Here is a 16,526-nt window from a genome sequence, read left to right as displayed (position 1 = left end):
CTCTGGGCCCGGCTCAAGGACTATCGCCGCGTCGCCACCCGCTACGACAAGCTCGCCGCAAACTACCTCTCCGGCGTGCTCATCGCCGCAACCGTCTGCTACTGGGCCAAATGAGTCCGGACCCTAGTCGACCGCCCGCACATTGTCGTCCGAGTTACGGTCGATCCACTTGTTGTACGGGTCCACCCCGCTGAATTTCGGCTCCCGCGCCGTCACGAACCGCAGCGTCTGCACCCCGGACCGGATCGGCCGCCGCTCCAGCTGCACGACATCACGGGCGTTGAAGGCGCCCTTGCCCGGCATGGCGGTGAACAGGCCGATGTCGAAGGTCTCGTTCAGCGGGGCTTCGCTCTCCACCCCCTTGCCGTCGACATAGAGCTTGCGCGCATTGACGGTGACCGTGACATCCCAGCGGCCGTCCGCCCGTTTCGTCGAGGTCACGCCCGTGGTCTTCACATCGTACAGGGTGATCTTCTCGAACAGGTCGGTGATCAGGGCCTGTTTGTCGGCCGGCGCCTCGGCCCGGATGGCCGCCACCAGATCCAGCGAGCGCGGATAGGGCGCGCCCTTGAAGGCGTATTGCGCCAGCACCCGGCGCAGGGCGCGGTTGACCGCGTCCTCCCCGATCTGGTCGCGGAGCAGATACATGACCAGCCCGCCCTTCTGGTAGTGGATATACTGCTGGTTCTCGACCCGCATCAGGGGCAGTTCCTCCAGCCGTTCGGTCCCCCGCGAGCGCAGATAACGGTCCAGCTCCTGCTTCAGGAAGCGGCGGATCTGATCCTTGCCGTACTTCTTCTCCATCACCATCAGCGCCGAATACTGGGCGAGCGTTTCCGACAGGGATGTGGCGCCCTGCTGGTTCGAGCCGACGACCTGGTGCGCCCACCACTGGTGAGCGAACTCGTGCGCCCCGACGTAGGTGACGTAGTCGATCTTGCTCGGGTCGCTCAGGTCGGCGATGAAGCCCAGGCCTTCGGACCAGGCGAAGGTGTTCGGATAGGACTGGGCGAAGCTGGCGTAGTCCGGGAATTCGACGATCCGCGCCTGTTTGAACTGGTAGGGGCTGAAGTTCGCCTGGAAATAGTCCAGCGAGGCGGACAGGGCGTCTAGCATCCGGGGCACGTTGCGATCGTGGCCGGGGTCATGGAAGACCACCAGCTCGACTCCGTTATGCATGCGCCGGGTCTGTTCGTAACGCGCCGACTGCACCGAGAAGAAATTCAGCACCGGGGACTCGGTCACGAACCGGCTGGTCCGGCGGTCGCCGCGCACCACGTCCGACACCATCCGGCCGGGCGCGACCACCGTCTGGTCGGCGTCGGTCGAAACGGTGATGTCGGCGGTGACCCAGTCCGCGCCGATGTAGTTGTGCGTCCGGGCCGAAACGTCTTCCAGCTTCGCCGGACGCAGCTCGGCCGGCAGGCCGGCCTTGCGACGTTTGGAGCGGTCGGTCAGCAGCCCCTGACGGTCCATTCCGATCGACGGCGCGAACTCGCCGTTGTTGACGAAGGAGCCGTTGTCCACCAGCCGGGTGGTGTTGCCCGACGCCTTGAAGCCGCGCTGTTCCAGCACCGTCTCGAACGTGACGTTGCGGCGCTCGCCGGGCTGCATAGGGGTCGCGAAGCGATAGATCCGGTACTCGAAATCCTTCCACTCGCGGGCCACCGAAGCGCCCTCGACGGTCAGGCCGACCATGTCGAGATCGTCCTGCCAGCGCAGGTGAACCTCGGTCAGCGGCGCATCTGTGTTGTTGACCAGCACATAGGAGCCCCGCGTGGTCAGCTTCGGCTGATGCGGCCGCAGATCCATGACCAGACGCACGTCGGCGACCGAGGGCTGGGGCGTGGCTTCATAGCGGAGCAGCGCCTTCTCATAGGCCGCCTGTTCCTTCTCTACCGCGCTCTGCGTGCGGTACTCGTTCCAGACGTTGGTGTTGATGTAGATGAAGACGCCCAGGCCGACGAAGGCGGCAAGCGCCACGCCGCCGATCACGCCGGCGGGGCCCGCCAGCCGATGCGGCAGACGCTTCAGCCGCGGCCACAGCCGCTGCTCCGTTCCGCGCCGCCACAGGCCGTAGGCCAGAACCAGCAGGATGATGGCGAAGGCGGTCCAGTAGGCGTCCAGCCAGCCCGAGAAGACGGCGAAATCACCCCGGCCGTTCATGTCGGACAGCGGCACGCCGATGCCCGCGCCATAACGATAAAGAATGTGATCGAAGCCCAGGTTCGACAGCACCAGGGTCGAGATCAGATAGACCACCATGATGGCCCAGCCGACGAATTTGTTGGGCGACAACGCCTGGATGAAGATGGCCAGAACGGCCAGCAGACCGAAGCTGACGGCTTGCGGGAAGACGTACCAGAGCAGGTATTTCTCAAGCTCGTAGTCGGTGTAGCCCTTGATCGTCTGGGTCACGACGCCGGCCACCACGCCCGCCAGGGCGGTCGAGACCAGCACCAGGGCGAGCGCCAGGGTCTTGGGAACCAGGAAGGTCCAGTCGGGCGTCGCCGAGGCGTCGACGATCTCGTGCACCTTGCGGTCACGATCGCGCCAGACCAGCTCGCCGGCGTAGTAGATGGCGATGACGATCGAGATCAGGCCGAAGGCGCCGGCCAGCCCGGTGATCACCACCCGTGTCACCAGCAGGATCGGCGCGCCGTAGATCTCGCCCGTGAAGAACAGGGTCGCCATGGCGAAGGCGAAGCCCAGCAGGATCAGCACGACATAGGCCGGGCTCTTGAAGATCAGCACCGTCTCGAAAACGGTGCGCGACCACAGCTGGGTCAGGGCGCTGGACAGGCCATAGGTCGGGCGCGGCAGGGCGCCGACCGGGGTGACGACCACGTCCTTCTCGACCAGGGCCTTGAGACGCTCCCGCTTCTTCAGCTTCGCCCCGCGCGGCGACGGCCGGTACAGGACGTACGAGGCCGCCAGCAGCATGGCGCCGACGCCGGTCCAGATGACGCGGTTCCACAACAGCACGCCTTCCAGCGGGGCGTTCAGGGTGTTCCGCTCGGTCGCGGTCCAGTATTTGGTGACCAGGGCGTAGGCGCCCGAACCAAAGGGTTCGGCCCAGGCCATGGCCGTCTCGAACTCGGGCCGCTGTCCCAGCACGCCGGTCGAGGCCAGATAGGCGATCAGCACGGCGACGACGCCGATATAGGTCGCCATCATCGACCGCGTCACGGTCGCCAGCATGAAGAACAGGGCCGAGGTCAGGAACAGCCCGGTGAGGCCGAAGACGCCATAGGCATAGGCGTAGTCACCCGGCCGCAACGGCCCGATCGTCTCCGGATCCACCCACGGCATGAAGGTGCCGATCAGCGTGCCCAGGGCGATGCTCAGATAGCAGAGCGCCACCGCCGCGAAGGCGCCGAAGAAGCGGCCGTAGAGGTAGGCCCCCTTGGTGATCCGCGTCGACAGGATCATCGGCCCGAAGCCGGTCTGGGTATCCCGGGCCACGACATTGGCCACGATGGCGGTGGTCGCCAGCATGAAGAAGACGTTGAAGACGATATGGGCCCCGGCCAGGGCGTAGGGCGCATTCTTGAGGACGTTGCCGCCCGAGCCGAGCGACACGTTCTGGCTGGCCACGGCGCCGAAGGCCAGCAGGCCAAAGACGATGGCGATGACCCAGAAGGCCGGCTGGCGCAGCTGGTAGCGGAATTCGAAACTCGCGATCTTGGCGAACATGATGCGCCCCTCAGGCCGCGCGGCGCGAGGCGTTGACGGTCGCCAGATAGACGTCTTCCAGCCCGCCCGGCGCCCGCTCGAACCCGGCGCCCGGATTGGAGTCGGAGAGCACGTGAACCACGGTCCGGCCCGCGAACAGGCGCGTCGAGATAACGTTGTGGCGCTTGTTGAATTCCGGCAGCTCGGCCTTGTCGATGGTCTTGGTCCACACTCGCCCTTCAAGCGTGTGCATCAGGTCGACCGGCGCGCCTTCCAGCTGGATCTTGCCGCCGGCCAGCACCGCCATGCGGGGGCACAGGTCCGTTACGTCCTCGACGATATGGGTCGACAGGATGACGACGACGTTCTCGCCGACCTCGGCCAGCAGGTTGAGGAAGCGGTTGCGCTCCTCCGGGTCCAGCCCGGCGGTGGGCTCGTCGACGATGATCAGTTCAGGATTGCCGATCAGGGCCTGGGCGATGCCGAAGCGCTGGCGCATGCCGCCCGAGAAGCCAGCCAGCGCCTTGCCGCGCACGGGCCACAGATTGACCTGGTTCAGCAGGGCCTCGACCGTCTGTCTGCGGTCCTTGCCGTTGGAGACGCCCTTCAGCACCGCCATGTGATCCAGCATGTCGTAGGCCGAAACACGCGGATAGACGCCGAAGTCCTGGGGCAGATAGCCCAGCACGCGGCGCAGCTGTTCCGGATTCCGGATCACGTCGATGTCGCCGAAGCGGATCGAACCCGAGGTCGGCGTCTGCAGGGTGGCGATCGACCGCATCAGCGTCGACTTGCCCGCCCCGTTCGGACCCAGCAGGCCGAACATGCCCTTGGGGATCGTCAGGCTGACGTCGTCCAGCGCCCGCGTGCCGTTGCCGTAGACATGGGTCAGGTTCTCGATCGTCAGCATGGAAGCCCCCTCCGTAAGTAAAGGAACCTTGTCAGCCGCCACCACCCCCCGCAAGTTACGGTTCTGTCAGGTTCGCCTCCCGGCGCGATCAGACGGGCGCCTTGGCCATCAGTCTGAACCGGTGCAGCAGCGGTTCCGTATAACCGTTCGGCTGGGCGACGCCTTCGAAGATCAGGGCCCGCGCCGCACGGAAGGCCAGGCTGCCCTCGGGATCGGGAGCCATGGGACGATAGAGCGGATCGCCCGCGTTCTGGGCGTCGACCTTCGCCGCCATCCTCAGCAGCGCGGCGTCCACCTGCGCGGCCGTGCAGACCCCGTGCAGCAGCCAGTTGGCCATGTGCTGGGACGAGATACGCAGGGTGGCCCGGTCCTCCATCAGTCCGACGTCGTGGATGTCGGGCACCTTGGAACAGCCGACGCCCTGATCGATCCAGCGCACGACATAGCCCAGCAATCCCTGGGCGTTGTTGTCCAGCTCCTCGGCGATCTCGGCCTCCGACCAGTTCCGCCCCGCGGCCAGCGGCGGGGTCAGCAGGTCTTCAAGGCCGGGGACCGGGCGGGAGGCGATCGCCTCCCTCAGGGCGAAGACGTCGGTCTGGTGATAGTGCAGCGCGTGCAGGGTCGCCGCCGTCGGGCTGGGAGTCCAGGCGGTGTTGGCGCCGGTCTTCGGGTGGGCGGCCTTCTGCTCCAGCATCTCGGCCATCCGGTCCGGCGCGGCCCACATGCCCTTGCCGATCTGGGCCCGACCCGACAGGCCGCACTTCAGGCCGATGGCGACGTTGCGCGCCTCATAGGCCGCGATCCAGGCCGACGACTTGATCTCGCCCTTCCGCACCACCGGCCCCGCCTGCATGGCGGTGTGGATCTCGTCGCCGGTGCGGTCGAGGAAGCCGGTGTTGATGAAGACGATACGGTCCTTCACCGCATGGATGCAGGCCGCGAGGTTGGCCGAGGTGCGGCGCTCCTCGTCCATCACCCCGACCTTGATCGTGTGTCGGTCCAGCCCCAGCAGGTCCTCGACCGCGTCGAACAGGGCGTCGGTGAAGGCGCACTCTTCCGGCCCGTGCATCTTGGGTTTGACGATGTAGATCGAACCGGCGCGGCTGTTGCGGAACCGCCCCTGCCCCTTGAGATCGTGCAGGGCCGCCAGCGAGGTGACGATGGCGTCCAGCACGCCCTCGGGCGCGTCCGACCCGTCGGCGAGCCGCACCGCCGGGGTGGTCATCAGATGGCCGACGTTGCGCACGAACAGCAGCGACCGGCCCGGCAGGGTCACGGTCGATCCGTCCGGCGCGACGAAATCCCGATCCGGCGCCAACGCCCGCGTCATCGACCGCCCGCCCTTGTCGAAGGTCTCTCTGAGGTCGCCCTTCATCAGGCCCAGCCAGTTGCGATAGGCGGCCGTCTTGTCGGCCGCGTCGACGGCCGCGACCGAATCCTCCAGATCGACGATGGTGCTCAGCGCCGCCTCCAGCACCACGTCGGACATCCCCGCCGGATCGGTCGCGCCGATCGGATGATCCCGGTCGAACAGGACCTCGATGTGCAGCCCGTTGTGCCGGAACAATCGCGACCGGTCGCTGCGGCCGACGAACTGGTCCGGGTCGCGGAGAACGATGCCGTCCGGGTCGGTCAGATCGGCCCAGCAGCCTTCGGCCAGGGGAACCGCCTCGTCGAGGAAGGCCCTGGCCCGCGCCACCACCCGCGCGCCGCGCGCCGCGTCATAGGGACCCGCCGGCGGCGCATCGCCCAGCGCGTCCGTGCCGTACAGGGCGTCGTACAGACTGCCCCACCGCGCGTTGGCGGCGTTCAGCACGAAGCGGGCGTTCAGGCTGGGTACGACCAGCTGCGGCCCGGCCAGGGTCGCGACCTCGGCGTCGACATGGCGCGTGCCGATCGCGAAGGCCGCGGGCTCATCGGCCAGATAGCCGATCTCGCGCAGGAAGACGGTCGCGGCGGCGACATCATACGGCTGCCCGCGACGCTTCAGGTGCCAGGCGTCGATCCGCGCCTGCAGGTCGTCGCGGACGGCCAGCAGCCGGCGGTTCTCCGGCGTGAACCGGGCGAAGACAGCGGCGACGCCGGTCCAGAAGGCGTCAGGCTCCACGCCCGTCCCCGGCAGCGCCTCGCCCTCGATGAAGGCGGCCAGTTCGTCAGCGATCTGCAATCCGGCGCGCGGCGTCATCGGCATGGAGCACTCCTCGGGACAAGGCTGTAACATTCCGTGATGACCGTACGGAAGTCGAGCGCCTTTTTTTGCGCCGCAGCATCCTTCAGCCGCGGTTGTCGAAGGCCTCCCGCGCCCGTTCGATCCGGTCGAGGTTCTTCTCGGCCCAGGTCCAGACCCCGCAAAAAGCCTCCGCCAGGGTCACGCCCAGGTCCGTCAGCCGGTATTCGACCTTGGGCGGGATCACCGGATGCACCGTGCGGATCACCAGTCCGTCGCGTTCCATCTGGCGCAGGGTCTGGGTCAGCATCTTCTGGCTGATCCCTCCGACCAGTTCGCCGACCCGCCCGAAGCGTTGCTCGCCATGCTCGGCGAGAACCTCGAGGATCAGCATGGTCCATTTGTCCGCGACCCGGCCGATCACCTCGTTCACCAGCGCCTCCACGCGGGGATCGGCGGGCAGGCCCGTCTCCGGATGTGCGATTTTTCCGACCATGGACGCTGTCATATCCAAATCTCTCCGTCAGGTAAGTACCGCCCTTTGCGGTGCCTACTTTCCAACAGGGAGTGTCGAATCTACCTGCTTTCCAGCGTCAGCGCACCTCTGAAGGAGAGTCCTAATGAACATCACCGGCAACACCATCCTGATCACCGGCGGCGGCTCGGGCATAGGCCGGGCCCTGGCCGAGGCTCTGCATGCGCGCGGCAATCAGGTCATCATCACCGGCCGTCGCGGGTCCGTCCTCGCCGACGTGGCCGGCGCCAATCCGGGGATGGCCTTCGCGACCCTCGATGTCGCCGACCCCGCCTCCATCCGCGCCTTCGCCGCCCGGATCGTGAAGGATCACCCCGCCCTCAACGTCCTCATCAACAACGCCGGCGTGATGAAGGTGGAGGACCTCAAGGCCGAGCCCTTCGACCTCGACACGGTCGAGGAAACCATCGCCACCAACCTGCTCGGACCGATCCGTCTCACGGCCGCCCTGCTGCCGCACCTGCGCGCCCGGGCGGCCGCGACGGTGATGACGGTTTCGTCGGGCCTGGCCTTCATCCCGCTGGCCGCCACGCCGACCTACAGCGCCTCCAAGGCGGCGATCCATTCCTGGAGCGAGTCCCTGCGCCATCAACTGGCGGGCACGTCGGTCGAGGTGCTGGAACTGGCGCCGCCGGCCGTCGCGACCGACCTCATGCCGGGCCATGCCGAGAACCCGAACTCCATGCCGCTGGCCGACTATACGGCGGAGGTGATCGGCCTGATCGAGCGTCAGGACACGCCGCGCGGCGAAATCCTCGTCGAACGGGTCAAGCCGCTGCGGTTCGCCGAGGCCAACGACTACGTCGCCGTCTTCTCCATGTTGAACGGCCCGGCCTGATCCCTGATCGCGTCCACGGGCGAATGGGCTCCGGCCTCTCTTGCCTGTGGCCGTCACAGGCGCATGCTGGCGCCATGAACATCGCCTGGCTCCGCCTCCACTGGCCGCTTCTGCTGGCCATCGCCGTGGCCGCCTCCAGCCTGGCCTGGCCGATCGGCGGGGGCTGGCTGTCGCGGCTGGCGCTGGGGTGGGATGTCGGCGTCGGCCTGTTCCTTGTCGAATGTCTCGTCAAGCTCCGGCGCGCCCGGTCGGCGGACGACATCCGCGAGCGGGCGGCGGCGCTGGACGAGGCGGCCGGCGCGGTCCTTCCGCTGGCGCTGTTCGCGGCGCTCGCCAGCATCGCCGTGGTCGTGGGTGAGGCGGTTCAGGTCGCCGGCGACCGGAGCCGGGCGGGCGACGCGGCGGTTCTGGGTCTGACGACCGTGGCCCTGTCCTGGACCTTCGTACACGCCATCTTCGCCTTCCACTACGCCCACGAATACTACGCCCCCGCGACCGCCGGCGCCGGCGCCGAGGGCAAGACCAGGGACCGCGGCGGTCTGATCTTCCCGGGCGGCGAAGACCCCGACTACTGGGACTTCGTCCACTTCTCCCTGATCATCGGCGTCGCCCAGCAGACCGCCGACATCCAGATTTCCAGCAAGACGCTGCGTCGCACCGCGACCGTGCACAGCGTCACCGCCTTCCTGTTCAACACCGTCGTCGTGGCCCTGACGGTCAATCTGGCGGTCACCCTGCTGGGGAGCGGTTAACCGCCACGCCTTGACTTGGCCGTATTGAGCGCCCATTTGCGCTGCGTCGCACAATTGCGATTACCGGCGCCTCCAGCGCGTGTGGGTCTCCCGAATACGGAAACCTGACTGTAGCAGTCGCCGGCTCCTCAAGATTCATTCGCTGCCCGGACACGCGGGGCGGCGCCCGATCCACCCCGAAGGTCTCCTCCCTGAGACCCTGTCGGGACTGGCGGTGCGCGGCCTTCCGGCGTTGAGCCATGGCTGATGCGCGTCGCCGCATACGCGAAAGACATCCGCTCCATGAGCAAGACATTCGACTCCTTCGGCCTGAATCCGGCCCTGCTGCAGGCCCTGGCCTCCGAAGGCTACACCACCCCCACCCCGATCCAGGCGCAGGCCATTCCGGACGTGATGCTGGGCAAGGACCTGCTGGGCATCGCCCAGACCGGCACCGGCAAGACCGCCGCCTTCGCCCTGCCGATCCTGCACCGCCTGGCCGCCAACCGCATCCCGCCCGTGCCCCGCACGACGCGGGTGCTGATCCTGTCGCCGACCCGCGAACTGGCCAGCCAGATCGCCGAGAGCTTCAAGAGCTACGGCAAGCACCTCGGCTTCCGCGTCGCCGTCATCTTCGGCGGCGTGAAGTACGGGCCGCAGGAACGCGCCCTGCAACAGGGCCTCGACGTCCTCGTCGCCACCCCCGGCCGCCTGCTGGATCACATGCAGCAGAAGACCCTGGATCTCAGCCAGACGGAAATCTTCGTCCTCGACGAAGCCGACCAGATGCTGGACCTCGGCTTCGTCAAGCCGATCCGCCAGATCGTCAGCCGCATCCCGGCCAAGCGCCAGAACCTGTTCTTCTCGGCCACCATGCCGACCGAGATCGGCAAGCTGGCCGGCGAACTGCTCAAGGATCCGGTCAAGGTTTCGGTGACGCCCCAGGCCACCACGGTCCAGCGCATCAGCCAGTCGATCATCCACATCGAACAGGGCCGCAAGCGCGCCCTGCTGACCGAGATGTTCGCCGATCCGGGCTACACTCGCTGCCTGGTCTTCACCAAGACCAAGCACGGCGCCGACAAGGTCGCGGCCTATCTGGAAGCCGGCGGCGTCGAAGCTGGGGCCATCCACGGCAACAAGAGCCAGCCCCAGCGTGAACGCACCCTGGCCGCCTTCAAGGCCGGCAAGCTGCGCGTTCTGGTCGCCACCGACATCGCCGCCCGCGGCATCGACGTCGACAACGTCTCGCACGTGCTGAACTTCGAGCTGCCCTATGTGCCGGAAGCCTATGTGCACCGCATCGGCCGTACGGCCCGCGCCGGCGCCGAGGGCACGGCCATCAGCTTCGTGGCCGGCGACGAGATGAAGCTGCTGCGCGACATCGAGAAGGTCACGCGCCAGAAGATCCCCTCGACCGACCGCCGCAACGACAAGTCGCTGGCCCTGCTGGACCAGTCGATCATGGCCTCGGGCGTCAAGTCCAAGGCGACGATGCCGGACCGCGAGGAACGCGACAACCGCGGCGGACCGCGCAACCGCAATCCGCGCCGCGACGGCGTCAAGCTGGAAGGCGGCGGGCAACCGCATCGCGTCCGCAAGCCCGGCCCGGGCCGCGACGTGCGTCCGACGCCGGAACGCGCCTTCGACCCGATGGCGCGCGAGCGTCCGCGTTCGACCAACAACGACCCGCGCCACACCTCGGCCCCGGCCGAGACCAAGCCGGCCGGCGAGATCAAGCGCCGTCCCCGCAGCCGCCGCCCGTCCAACGGCGGCAAGGGCTACGTCGCCAAGAGCTGATCCATCCGGCGGCGTAGCATCGCCGCCGCTATCCAGACGAAAGGGTGCGGGCCGTCATGCGACGGTCCGCACCTTTGCGTTGGACCCCTCGGTGGATTGACAGGCCAATCCACTTTGATTTACAAAGTTCTTCATAAAAGAAGGACCGCAGACCATGAAAGCCCTGACCCTCGCCCTCGCCGCCCTGGCGCTGACCACGGGATCCGCCGCCGCGGAGACTGTCACCATCACCCTGAACGGCGTTGAAGCGAAGCCCGGCCGGATCATCGCCGTCCTGAACACCCGCGAACAGTTCCTGCGCGCCGGCCCGGCCCACGAGACGGTCGTCGAGCCCGTCGCCGGCGGCGTGACGCTGACGTTCGAGAATGTGGCGCCGGGCGACTATGCGCTGATGGTCATGCATGACCTGAACGGCAACGGTCAGTTCGACTTCGGAACCGATGGCTGGGCCTTCTCCAACAGCGACCGGCCGATGACGGGCCCGCCCGCCTTCGACGACCACAAATTCACCGTCGCCGATGCGCCGCTGACGCTCACGGAAAACCTGCGCTACGGCTTCTGAACGGCATGGCGCCCGCCCGAGCGATGCACCGCTCTCAACACGGCGGCAAGGACCGGGGGGCCGGCGGGCCGGCAACGCCCAGGCGGGCGGGACCGTCGCGTTGACGCCCCCGCGCCTCGCACCCGGAGCTGGAGCCGGCGCATGGTCAGCCAGATCCTGAAGGACGCGGGGCGCCCAGGGCGTTTGAACCGAGCATCTGCTTTCGACCCTTCACGGTCGGTGCGAAGGGGCTGGGCGTCCCCACTTCCTAGCTTCGTCAGGGGGCTGATATGACTGAACGCGCCATCAATATCGACAAGAGTTGGGCGGTCGCGATCATCGCCACCGTCGCCTCTGGCGTGTCGCCGTCAGAACGGGACCTCGAACTGCAGCCGGATTTGATGCTGCAAAAGGTCAGCTCCGACGCCAAGTTGATAGTCGAAGCCGAGCGTCACGCCGCTGTCCTGGAGGAGATCCATGCCGAGGCCGGCTCTCACACGATCGTCGGCCCAGGGCGGGAGCGTAGCCTCATACCGCGGCCCGTTGAGCCAGTCGACATACGCCAGGCCGGCGCGGGCCGCGTCCTGGAACTCGTGCGCATATTCCAGCAGAGCACGGGTGCGCAGCCGGCCCCAGCGCACGTCGCGACCGCTATCGAGAATGATGCCCAGCCCGCCGGTGGTGGTTTGGACAACCTGTTCGTCATAGGCGAGGGCGTAGGGGCCGCCGGACGTTTCGGCGAAGGCGTCCAGAACGGATCGCGTCATGGAAAGGCGGCCGTAGGGCGCCAGGCGCCACCCTTCCCGCATCATCTCCCGGCCCAGCCTGATCGAGGAGAACCATTGATCCGCCTCACGCCCGCCGACTGCGATATCGTTCGTGGCGTCTATGAACCGGCGGGATTTTAGGTCGAGAACGCCGTAGCCCACAACGCCGTCCAGGAAGAGGGCGGCCGATGACCTGAAGGAACCGTAGGCCGATACGCTGTAGCCGTCCGCTTCCGAGCGGGTGCCGTTTTCGCCGACGCGCGTTTCGTCACGGCCGTACCCCGCGGCCACTCCGATGATCAGCCGGTCATCGACCTGATAGTCCAGTCCCGCCGTCAGCCCCGAGGTGGTGAATCTTGCTGACTCCATCGAAGCCTGCCCGTCTCGACGACCGAAATCGATCGTACCGGCAGCCCATATGCCAAAGCGACCGACGGTGGCGGTTTCGCCAGAGCTGCTGAGCGCCGCCGGAGCAAGGGCGTCGGCCTGGGCGGCGACCTGACCGACCAGCGAGGAGGCGGACAAAGTCAGATCGGGGTTCTCGCGCCCGGCCGAGTCGTCACGCCGGAGACCTGCAGCCAGCCCGTAGTCCACATCCTGGCTGCCGCCGGAGAAGGCGATCCGGGCGCTGCCGCCCCGACCGCCACCGGACCGCAGCTGATCGAGCCGTCCGTTTATGTTGTCGACCTGGCTGGTGACGAAGCGCCGTGCGGTCTCGCCCTGGGTGGCGATCAGGCCGGTGACTTCGGGGTCGATCGTGGGGTCCGGCCGGGCGACCACCACGACCGTAATCGTTCCGGGAGCCGACGTGGCCGCCGCGTTGGAAAGGGTATAGCTGACGGTCATTGTCCCGGAGAAATCCGGCTCCGGGGTCACCACCAGGCTGTATTGTCCCGGCGCGGGATTGAGCAGGATCGCCGACCCGGAAGACGACGGGCCCATCCCGGTGATCGTCGCCGCCGTAAAGGGCCCGCCGGTCGCGCCCGAGACCAGATCGACCGTCGCCGTTTGGCCGCCCATGATCTCGACGGTCGTCGGGGGCGCCGGAACCGGCGCCGGCTGCAGCGGCTGGATGGACAACAGATAGCCCTTGCGCGCCGAGAAACCTCGCGAGTCCGTGACGTTGATCTCAAGCCCGAAATCCCCGGCCTCCGACGGCGTCCCGACAACGACGCCGTCCGTGCTGAGTCCCATCCCCTCGGGGAACCGACCCACGTGGAGCGCATAGGTATAGGGGCCTACCCCGCCCGAGCCGATGATGGGCTGGTTATAGGGATCGCCCACCCGCCCGGACGGTAGCGCGTCCGGGGAGACCGCGATCGAGGGGCCGGACACGACCAGTTCGTACCGGATGGAGCTGATGTAGGAATACGCATCGCGGTAGTGGAGGTCGATCGAGAACGTGCCGGTTTCGGTCGGCGTCCCGGCGATCACATTATCCGTCAGGCTCAGTCCCTCCGGAAGCCGGCCCCGCACGATGCCCATCGAATAGGGCGCCGAGCCGCCGGAGACCGTAAGCGTCTGGCTATAAGGCGTGTCATAGACAGCGGCCGGCAAGACAGCGGGAGCCATCACCAGCGTCGGGTTCTCCATCCTCAACCGGTAGAGGATGTCGACCGTCGCCCCGCCGGCGTCGGTAACCCTGACGGTGAAAGCATAGGTGCCGGGGCTGGCGGTGGACTGGCCGGAGAGGAGGCCGCCGCTCGACAGGGTGATCCCCCTCGGCAACGCGCCCGAGATCAGGGCGAATGCATAGGGAGCGGAGCCGCCCGAAGCCGTCAGGGATTGGCTGTAGGCCAACCCGCCCGTCACCGTCGGCAGGGTCGGAGGCGATACGATGATCCCCGAAGAGTTCACCGTCAGGCTGTGCTGCTGACTGCCTGTCACGCCGTAGCGGTCTGTCGCCTGCACCGTGAACATATGCACGCCGGCGACGGCCGGTGTTCCCGACACAAGGCCGTCGGGGCTCATCGATAGGCCGGGGGGAAGTGCGACCGCCCCCTGATAGACATAGGGCGCCGACCCTCCGCTGGCGGTGATCGACTGGCTATAGGGCTGGTTCAAGGTCGCGTCCGGCAGGGTCGCGGGCGTCAGGACGAGCGGAGGCTGGCTGATCGTCAGCGAATAGGGCGCGATAGAGGTCGTGCCCGCGGAATCCGTCACGCGAACAACGAAGTTGAAGCCGCCGCCGGCGGTCGGCGTTCCAGCGATCGCGCCGCCTGTCGAAAGGGTCAGCCCGGGGGGCAAGGCGCCGCTGTCGAGAGTGAAGGCGTAGGGCGCCAGCCCTCCCGACGCCGTCAGCACCTGGCTATACGCCGTCCCTCTGGACCCTCCGGGCAAGGCGCCCGGGCTGACGGCGATCGCGGGAGCCGGGACCGTGATCGTGTAAGCCCTGTAGATTGAAAAGGCCCCGAAGCCGGGGGCTCTCACGTTCATCAGGAACGAATAAACGCCCGCCTTCGTCGGCGCCCCGGAAATGACCCCCTGTGAAGACAGGGTGAGGCCGGGGGGCAAGGACGCATTGGGGTGAATGGCGTAACTTTTGGTCGTCGGCCCGCCGTGCGCGACGACAGTGACGTTGTACGGCTGACCGAAGGGCGCGTCGGGCAGGCTGTCCGGGCTGAACACCACGGGGGGCTCCACGATCGACATCCTGACCAGGAAATCGTCGGAAACACCCTCGGCGTCTGTCACCCGGACCTTCACCGTCCCGGTTCCGGGCGCCTTGGGCGAGCCCGAAATCACGCCGTCCGCTGACAGCGTCAGTCCAACAGGAAGGGGGGGAGGGGTCACCAGCGAGAAGACGTAGGGCGCCGTTCCCCCGCCCGCGGCGAGGGTCTGGCTGTACGGCTCGTAGGCGGTCGCTGTGGGAAGATTGGTGGGCGACAGCGTCAGCGCCGTCGGCTGAACGATCAGCGTATAGGTCCGGTGGCCCGTCACGCCGTATTGATCCGTAGCGGTGACGCCGATGGGGTACGAACCCGCGGTCTGTACGGTTCCGCTGAGGACGCCGGTGCTGCTGAAGGTCAGGCCCTGAGGCATGCCGTCGTGCCGGTAGACATAGGGCGCGGAACCGCCGCTGGCGACGATCGTCTGACTGTAGGGTTGTCCTCGAACGGCGTCCGGCAGGGCCGTGGGCGCCAGCGCCAGCGGCGGCTGGGAAATGGTGATCCTGTAGGTGAACGGGCGACTGTCCCCGGCGCTGTCGCTGACCTGAACGGTGAAATTGAATGCGCCCCCCGCCGATGCGACCCCGGAAATGGCGCCGCCCTGGCTGAGTGTCAGCCCAGGGGGCAAGATCCCGCTCGAGACCGCGAACTGGTAGGGCGCCGCGCCGCCGGACGCCGCCAGCGACTGGTTGTAGGACTGCCCCCGTACGCCGTCAGGGAGGCTTGCCGGCGCAACCGAGATCGGTGCGTACGAAATCTGAAGTATGTACTCCATCCGGGTGGAGTAGCCGTTCGCATCGGTCACTATGACCGGAAATTGATAATTCGCGGGCTGGGTCGGCACACCGGAGATGAGGTTGCCCTGGAGCGACAGGCCAGGCGGCATGGTTTTGCCGGCGAATACGAAACTGTAGGGGGCCTCGGCGCCGGATGCGGCAAGCGCCTGGCTGTAGGATCGGCCGACGACACCCGGCGGCAAACTCCCGGGGGTTACGGTGATGACCGGGTTGGCTACCGCCACCGTATACGAGCGGTCTCCGAAAACTCCGTTGATATCGGTCGCGCGTATGACAATCGGATAGTTGCCGGGCGCAGCCGTGGTCACCCCTGACACGGTTCCGCCGGGCGCAACGGAAAGACCCGCGGGGAAGGCTCCCGCGATCAGCTGAAAGCTATATTGACCTGCCCCTCCGCTGGCCGTCAACGTCCGGCTGTAGGGAGACCCCGCGATGACCGTCGGCAGCGACGCCGGCGATATGGTGATCGCCCCCTGCGCGGCGCTCCGCTGAGGGAAAATCAGCAGCGCGAAAGCCGCGACAAGCAGCAAGAGAAGCCAGTCCTTCAGGGACGTCATCGCCTGCTGGCCTCCCACACGACTATGCAGCATCGTCACTCATATCGCCTGGATATGTCAGGTCCAGCCTTATCCTCCCGACGAACCGCGCAAAGCCTCACCGGCGTCAGCCGCCTCGCCGGGGCGGGGGGCGTTCGAGGCCCGGTTGCACCTCACAATATTCAATGACGTCCGCTTTCCACCCCAGGCGGACTCCGCCGATGACCGCTTGCAGTCTGGCAGCGCACGAAAACGCCCGCCGGATCCCTCCGGCGGGCGTTTCCAGGTCTCGATAGTCGACCCGATCAGGCCGCGGCGCTGACCGGGGCCGGGGCCGAGCTCTCCGACGGGTCGCGCAGCACATAGCCCCGCCCCCAGACGGTCTCGATATAGTGTTTGCCGCCGGCCGCCGTCGCCAGCTTCTTGCGCAGCTTGCAGATGAAGACGTCGATGATCTTGAGCTCGGGCTCGTCCATGCCGCCGTACAGGTGGTTCAGGAACATTTCCTTGGTCAGGGTGGTGCCCTTGCGGAGCGAGAGCAGCTCCAGCATCTGGTATTC

Annotated in this window: 10 protein-coding genes and 1 pseudogene; 5 read left to right on the top strand and 6 right to left on the bottom strand. The window is 67.2% G+C overall.

All coding sequences use genetic code 11. The annotated features are described in order from the left end of the window. A pseudogene (locus WC555_RS14050) lies at window positions 1-114 on the top strand (IS5/IS1182 family transposase); the annotation flags it as partial. Between the two features lie 9 nt (window positions 115-123). On the opposite strand, the gene WC555_RS14045 reads toward WC555_RS14050, so the two are convergent. From WC555_RS14045 to WC555_RS14030, 4 genes are all read right to left on the bottom strand, one after another. Beyond that, window positions 124-3,696, bottom strand: a complete 3,573-nt coding sequence (locus WC555_RS14045) for a M1 family aminopeptidase (protein WP_373254522.1) — start codon at window positions 3,694-3,696, stop codon at window positions 124-126. A gap of 10 nt (window positions 3,697-3,706) precedes the next feature. Beyond that, window positions 3,707-4,585 carry an ABC transporter ATP-binding protein gene (locus WC555_RS14040; RefSeq protein WP_373254520.1) on the bottom strand — a complete coding sequence of 293 codons (879 nt, stop codon included), beginning with the start codon at window positions 4,583-4,585 and terminating at the stop codon, window positions 3,707-3,709. 88 nt (window positions 4,586-4,673) lie between these two features. Next, on the bottom strand, window positions 4,674-6,776 hold the full coding sequence (locus WC555_RS14035) for a malate synthase G (RefSeq protein WP_373254518.1): 2,103 nt from the start codon (window positions 6,774-6,776) through the stop codon (window positions 4,674-4,676). 82 nt (window positions 6,777-6,858) lie between these two features. Next, window positions 6,859-7,248 (bottom strand): winged helix-turn-helix transcriptional regulator, encoded by a 390-nt coding sequence (locus WC555_RS14030; RefSeq protein WP_373254516.1) that lies wholly within the window; start codon window positions 7,246-7,248, stop codon window positions 6,859-6,861. A 124-nt stretch (window positions 7,249-7,372) separates the two neighbouring features. Between WC555_RS14030 and WC555_RS14025 the strand changes: the two genes are divergently transcribed. The 4 genes from WC555_RS14025 (at window position 7,373) to WC555_RS14010 (ending at window position 11,218) form a co-directional block, all read left to right on the top strand. Further along, on the top strand, window positions 7,373-8,125 hold the full coding sequence (locus tag WC555_RS14025) for an SDR family oxidoreductase (protein ID WP_373254514.1): 753 nt from the start codon (window positions 7,373-7,375) through the stop codon (window positions 8,123-8,125). Between the two features lie 74 nt (window positions 8,126-8,199). Beyond that, window positions 8,200-8,877, top strand: coding sequence for a DUF1345 domain-containing protein (locus WC555_RS14020; protein WP_373254512.1), 678 nt, complete (start codon window positions 8,200-8,202; stop codon window positions 8,875-8,877). 282 nt (window positions 8,878-9,159) lie between these two features. Further along, window positions 9,160-10,656: a DEAD/DEAH box helicase gene (locus WC555_RS14015; RefSeq protein WP_373254511.1), complete on the top strand. Its 1,497-nt coding sequence runs from the start codon at window positions 9,160-9,162 to the stop codon at window positions 10,654-10,656. 154 nt (window positions 10,657-10,810) lie between these two features. After that, window positions 10,811-11,218, top strand: coding sequence for a DUF2141 domain-containing protein (locus tag WC555_RS14010; protein ID WP_373254509.1), 408 nt, complete (start codon window positions 10,811-10,813; stop codon window positions 11,216-11,218). A 347-nt stretch (window positions 11,219-11,565) separates the two neighbouring features. On the opposite strand, the gene WC555_RS14005 is transcribed toward WC555_RS14010, so the two are convergent. Next, window positions 11,566-16,020, bottom strand: coding sequence for a putative Ig domain-containing protein (locus tag WC555_RS14005; RefSeq protein ID WP_373254524.1), 4,455 nt, complete (start codon window positions 16,018-16,020; stop codon window positions 11,566-11,568). 251 nt (window positions 16,021-16,271) lie between these two features. Continuing rightward, window positions 16,272-16,526, bottom strand: a 255-nt coding sequence (locus tag WC555_RS14000; RefSeq protein ID WP_373254507.1) for a helix-turn-helix domain-containing protein, incomplete at its 5' end; no start/stop codon positions are given.

Source organism: Brevundimonas sp. (assembly GCF_041648615.1).
GTDB lineage: Bacteria > Pseudomonadota > Alphaproteobacteria > Caulobacterales > Caulobacteraceae > Brevundimonas.
This window is presented reverse-complemented; position numbering and strand designations above follow the sequence as displayed.

Coding starts and splice junctions, on each gene's coding strand:
- WC555_RS14045 (WP_373254522.1), bottom strand. CDS start 3,696: ATGTTCGCCAAGATCGCGAGTTTCGAATTCCGCTACCAGCTGCGCCAG.
- WC555_RS14040 (WP_373254520.1), bottom strand. CDS start 4,585: ATGCTGACGATCGAGAACCTGACCCATGTCTACGGCAACGGCACGCGG.
- WC555_RS14035 (WP_373254518.1), bottom strand. CDS start 6,776: ATGCCGATGACGCCGCGCGCCGGATTGCAGATCGCTGACGAACTGGCC.
- WC555_RS14030 (WP_373254516.1), bottom strand. CDS start 7,248: ATGGTCGGAAAAATCGCACATCCGGAGACGGGCCTGCCCGCCGATCCC.
- WC555_RS14025 (WP_373254514.1), top strand. CDS start 7,373: ATGAACATCACCGGCAACACCATCCTGATCACCGGCGGCGGCTCGGGC.
- WC555_RS14020 (WP_373254512.1), top strand. CDS start 8,200: ATGAACATCGCCTGGCTCCGCCTCCACTGGCCGCTTCTGCTGGCCATC.
- WC555_RS14015 (WP_373254511.1), top strand. CDS start 9,160: ATGAGCAAGACATTCGACTCCTTCGGCCTGAATCCGGCCCTGCTGCAG.
- WC555_RS14010 (WP_373254509.1), top strand. CDS start 10,811: ATGAAAGCCCTGACCCTCGCCCTCGCCGCCCTGGCGCTGACCACGGGA.
- WC555_RS14005 (WP_373254524.1), bottom strand. CDS start 16,020: ATGCTGCATAGTCGTGTGGGAGGCCAGCAGGCGATGACGTCCCTGAAG.